Here is a 5033-nt window from a genome sequence, read left to right as displayed (position 1 = left end):
CCGGCGGCAATCCCGCCCTCGATTCCGTGGCGACCGGCGCGGGCCAGTGGGGCCCCTACATCGAACACGCGGGAGCCAGATGCGAGATCGGCTTCCACGGCAGCTTCACCTGCACCTCGAAGGGCCATGCTTTCAGCTCCTTCGCAGGAAGCATCTCCGCGTAGTGCCGGGAGATATCTCGGCGACGGACCGGATCAGCGGTTGTGGCGGTTCGACGCGGCCGCGGACTACGGCCCGCTCAATCAGGCTGCGCGGGGGCGCATCGACACCGGCAAGATCGTCGCGCACTGGCAGGACATCTGCCGGGTCGCGGTGTCGATCCATGAGTGTGAGGTCTCCGCGCACGACGTCAGCCGCATGATCTCCCGCGATGGGAACCCCACCCCGCTGGGGCAGGCCATCGCACACTACGGGCGGATCTTCAAGACCCTCCACATCCTACGCCTGGCCGACGACGAGCCATATCGCCGGGAAGGCAAGCTCCAGGCCAATCTCGGAGAAGGCCGCCACGACCTGGCGCGGCGGATCTACCGGAAGAAAGGCGAGATGACCCGCACCTACTACGAGGGCGTGGAAGATCAGCTCTCCGCACTCGGATTGGTGCTCAACTGCGCGGTTCTGTGGAATACCGTCTACACTGATCGCGCCCTGGATAAGTTTCGCGCGCAAGGATATTCAGTCCGAGATGAGGATGCGCGGCGGCTGTCGGCGTTCATCCGCACCCACATCGGCATCGACGGCCACTACGCCTTCCACCTGCCCGACCTCGGCGGAACCCATCGGCCGCTGCGCGACCCGGACGAATAACCTCGCTCGACCTGCCGAATCGATCCCCCGCGCTGTGGGCTGAAGGCGATGTATGAGGTCGGCATCGATATTTGCGGCCAGAACTCGATGGTCATGGCCTCAGTCCTAATCGACCAGTACCCAGCCATCGTCGCTCTCGCCTAGCCAGGGCAGGCTCAGGGCCTCGCACCATGCGGTGCAGGGGCCACCGATCGCACCGGACTCTAGATATGCGACAGCGTCTGCATCCGCGGCTCGGTCAACCACGGCTACCGGCACACCTACAGTGCGGCAACGGTGCTGCGAGCCAGTTGCCCATCGACCAGCACACCAGGATCGCTAACGCCAACCGGCTCCTCTATCACGGGCAGTCGGCAACACGCACGCAAGGGTTCGCCGTCGGTGTAATACGAACCGTCATCCAGTCTGGGGTAGGCGTAGTAGTGGTAGAGCCGCCGGACAGCGCCTTCATGTGTATCGAGGACGATATGCTCCGCACCGTATTCGTCGTGATCGAGCGCGACAAAGACGCGGGAGACGAGTTCGGTGTGCGCGGCAAGCCACGCCACCAAGTCGGCGAGCTGCTCGTCGTCGTCGTCGAATACGTGTTTGATCCGGTAGCGGCCGTCGACTCGTTCGATAGGCAGGGCATCGAACTCGATCTCCGAATTTTCAGCTTCCGAGCCTTGTGGCAGCCCGGGTGTACCAGCGTAGAAGGTTGCCAACGCTGCCGGATCCGCATCCGGCACCAGATCGATCCAAGCGATGCCCATAAAAGTCGACACATTCCGAAGCGTAGTGGTGTCACCACTGGTGGTGGCTCGGCTTCCCGACGAACCTGCACGGCGACGCCCTCCGGTGTGGACCATCGCGACCGGCTCTGGGCGACCCCCGCCCGCCCTGTCGTCACCGACCTCGCCGACGCGCGGCCGGGTCGGTCTGAGCCTGCCATCTACCCAGCGCCTCGGCCGACACCTTGCTGTATTTGGCCAGGCTGCGCGCCGACGTGTGCCCCGACAGCGCCATCAACATCGGCGTGGACGCACCGTCCTCAGCGGCGTGGGTCAACTTGGAGTGCCGCAACTGGTGCAGCGTGAACGGGCCACGTTTCATCGACGTGGTGTGTTCGGTGAACAGGGCCGCCGCCCGCCGGTAGGACAACCGGGCCCGCTGCGTCGCCGGGTCCACATCGGCCAGCGCTACCGACGGCTTCGCCCTCCGGTCGGTCACGAACAACGGTCCGCGCTGGCGTCCGCCGATCAGCCGGGGCAGCAACCGGGCCGTGCCGGTCTGCCAGTACACGACATCGCGAGCACCACCCTTACGGGTCACCACCGCGCACCGGTTGGTCATGTCGAGATCGGCGATGTCCGGGCCCAGAATCTCCTCGGCGCGGGCCGCGGTCTCATACAGCATCGTCCACAACGCCCGCTCCCGCAGCGGCGCCTCACCGCCGAGCAGCCCGGCGACCTCCACAGTGCTCAACGCCCGACTGTTGTCCGGCGGCATCGACCGCGCCCGCAACCGCGCCACCGGATCCCCGGCAAGCCAACCCTGCTCACGCCAATACCCGCACGCCGACGACAACGCCGTCAACTGAAGGTTGAACGTCTTCGCGGACTTGGCGCCCCACACGAACACGAACCACCCGGACACCCGATCCGGATCCAACCCGGCCACATCGGTGTCCGCGCCGAAGTCACCCACCAGACGATCCAAAGCAGCTGCGTAGCCCCGACGGGTGTTGCCGACAGTAATGGTCCCCAGGAACACCTTCACCGCGTCCGCCAGCCGGACCCCGGCCACCGCCCTGGGCAGTGTCCGCACCGCGCTCATTCCGAACCCGCCTCCCGCTCTACGGCAGATAGTTTCCCGAGTCACCCCTGCACCACGCCATCACCGCGCCTGGACGACCTCCAGTCTATGGCAGATAGTCAGCCACTATCTGCCATAAATCCTTAGCGCCGGATCGGGCAGATTTACTCCTCAACCCCCTATCCCCGAAAACGACAACGAAGTCATTATCCCAGCGAAACACGAACTGCCCGCAGTCGATTACAGAGAACAGACGCCAGCTACTCGTCCGACTTTTTCAGGGGCAAGTAGCTAGTCCCGGGCGATGGTGCGATCGAACAACACCCAGTCGGGGGGCGTCATGTTCGCAGGAAGGACGCCTTTCCATGCACGTACACGTAGCTGCCCGGCTGTCGTCTCGGCAGCCAGCGTTGCGCCGCGCCGCAGTTCCTTGTGCTGTGCTGCCAGCTCCACTGCCTCGGTCACCGTCGAACGCACCCGATCCATACCGAAATCCGGTGCCAGCGAGGCCAGTTGATCGGGCAGCGAGTCGGCTACCCGACCGATACGTTTGCGATCGGTCGGCAACTGTATCGACCACGACGGGTCCGTCCCGTCTCCGGGATCTTTGTATTCGAACTTGCCGAACTGCTCACCGCCCCAGTTGTCCGCCAGTATCCCACTGCGGTCTACTTCTGGACGAAACCCTTCGACCGATCCGCTGACTATGGATCCGGTACCACTGTGTTGCGTGGTCAACGATAGGTGGACGCCTTCTTTGCCCGAGGCTTTCAGGCCGTAGTTCACCGGCAGCGCGGCGAGATCCGGCAACCTCGCCGACGCGCCGGCGGCGCCGTGATCGCGCAGCAGCCCCGCCACCGTCTCGCGAACCTGCTGTCCGGACATGCCCGGCGTAAAGTCCGCCGACGATCTTGGCGACGGGTCGAGCGGGGCAGGCGTGGCGTGCGATGACTCTCCGACACCGGACTGCTCGATCTGATGTCGGCCCTCCAGGTCCCGATCGGTCACTGTCTTCCTCGCGAACTCCGTCAGGGGCTCCTCGACCTGCCGAATCGGTTTCTCCGCCGCACGGGCGGCGTCGGGGAAGACCTCGTCGGCCAGTTTCTTGGCCACCTTTTTACCGAACCACTTGCCGATCACCGCGCGACCACATCGAACCCCGACACTGCTGAACAATGAAATCCGTTGTATTGCAACGCGCGTTCCACCTCGCGTGACCGCAAACCGTGTTGTCCCGGATACGGCAGCCGCCGGGCACGTCCCCAGCGACGTACTTCCTCCATCACTGCGGGCTCCGGGCGGTGCCGCTGGAGATGTCCGAGAGCGGCAGCAACCGAACTCGCTTTGCCCTCAGTTGCCCCGTCTCCTTCGTTCTCGGCCCGCCCGGCGAACCGGACGCTTCAAGATCACCTATCCTCACCCAGGATTTCGATCCTCGTCCTCCCGCGTGACCCGCAACGCGGACCGGGGTTTCGTACTACATGCAGTTCCAGGTCATACTCAGAACGTGACCACCCTCACCCCACCGACAAGCGCTCGGTTTGGTGTGCGAACCCGGAAACCTCGCAGCTCACGCCGTGACGGTCTCAGCCCGCAGATAGCGTAGACGGTTTCGCGGCTGACATCGAACTCTCTGGCCAGCGCCGCTTTCGAAATGCCGGCGGCCCCGCGGGCGCGCAACAAGTCGGCCTGCTCGGCGGTGAGGGCGGGTTTGCGGCCGGTGTAGGCGCCGCGGGCCTTGGCCGCGGCGATGCCCTCGCGCTGGCGTTCGAGGATGAGGGCGCGTTCGAACTCGGCGAAGGCACCCATCACGCTCAGCAGTAGGTTCGCCATCGGTGAGTCCTCGCCGGTGAAGGTCAGCGACTCCTTCACGAACTCCACCCGCACGCCCTTGCCGGTCAGGGTGCGCACCAACCGGCGAAGGTCGTCGAGGTTGCGGGCCAGGCGATCCATGGAGTGCACGATCACGGTGTCGCCGTCGCGCATCGACACCCGGCCGTACCCGATCAGCGCGCCCCCGCCGCCGATCGGATCGAGCGCATCGCCATCGAGGGCGAGCGGATCCGGGACATCGAGAGTGCGCACCGTGTCGACCATGCCCCGGGCAGTGTAGGAGAAAGGGCCGACAATCCTTGTTGGACAGCAAGGTTACGGCAACAGGTTTTTTCGACAGGTGGCGACGCCAGGCCGCCTGCGGATTCCTGTGTCGATGTTCGAACTCGCCTGCGCTGATGCTCGAAGCCGAGTCCACCCGGTGCGGCACATCCCGCGCGGTCCGGGAATGGGCGGTGTCACGCGGCGACACCTTAGAGCGCCTATCAGGTTCGGTTGCGGAGTCTTCGCCAGCAGATGAGGGCGGCGGCGAGGTCGAGGAATCCTTGGTGGATGTCGGTGCGTCGTTCCCAGCGGGTGGCCAGGCGGCGGTACCGGTG

General features: G+C 65.2%; 5 protein-coding genes. 1 reads left to right on the top strand and 4 read right to left on the bottom strand.

Annotated features, from left to right (window positions below):
* The first annotated feature begins 126 nt into the window (after positions 1 to 126).
* On the top strand, positions 127 to 807 hold the full coding sequence (locus GVY64_RS36415) for a Tn3 family transposase (RefSeq protein WP_268895713.1): 681 nt from the start codon (positions 127 to 129) through the stop codon (positions 805 to 807).
* 260 nt (positions 808 to 1067) lie between these two features.
* Here the strand turns inward: GVY64_RS36415 and GVY64_RS36410 are convergent, their stop codons facing one another.
* The 4 genes from GVY64_RS36410 to GVY64_RS36395 form a co-directional block, all read right to left on the bottom strand.
* Positions 1068 to 1571 (bottom strand): hypothetical protein, encoded by a 504-nt coding sequence (locus tag GVY64_RS36410; protein ID WP_159851175.1) that lies wholly within the window; start codon positions 1569 to 1571, stop codon positions 1068 to 1070.
* 121 nt (positions 1572 to 1692) lie between these two features.
* Entirely contained in the window at positions 1693 to 2622 is a 930-nt protein-coding gene (locus tag GVY64_RS36405) for a tyrosine-type recombinase/integrase (protein WP_201298328.1), read from the bottom strand.
* A gap of 270 nt (positions 2623 to 2892) precedes the next feature.
* Positions 2893 to 3741: a hypothetical protein gene (locus GVY64_RS36400; RefSeq protein WP_159851173.1), complete on the bottom strand. Its 849-nt coding sequence runs from the start codon at positions 3739 to 3741 to the stop codon at positions 2893 to 2895.
* A 360-nt stretch (positions 3742 to 4101) separates the two neighbouring features.
* Positions 4102 to 4698, bottom strand: coding sequence for a recombinase family protein (locus GVY64_RS36395; RefSeq protein WP_159851171.1), 597 nt, complete (start codon positions 4696 to 4698; stop codon positions 4102 to 4104).
* Positions 4699 to 5033 lie beyond the last annotated feature (335 nt).

The sequence above is a fragment of the Nocardia sp. CY41 genome (genome assembly GCF_009829325.1).
In the GTDB taxonomy this organism is placed as follows: domain Bacteria; phylum Actinomycetota; class Actinomycetes; order Mycobacteriales; family Mycobacteriaceae; genus Nocardia.
The sequence above is the reverse complement of the archived record's forward strand: the minus strand, read 5'-3'. Positions and strand labels throughout refer to the sequence as shown.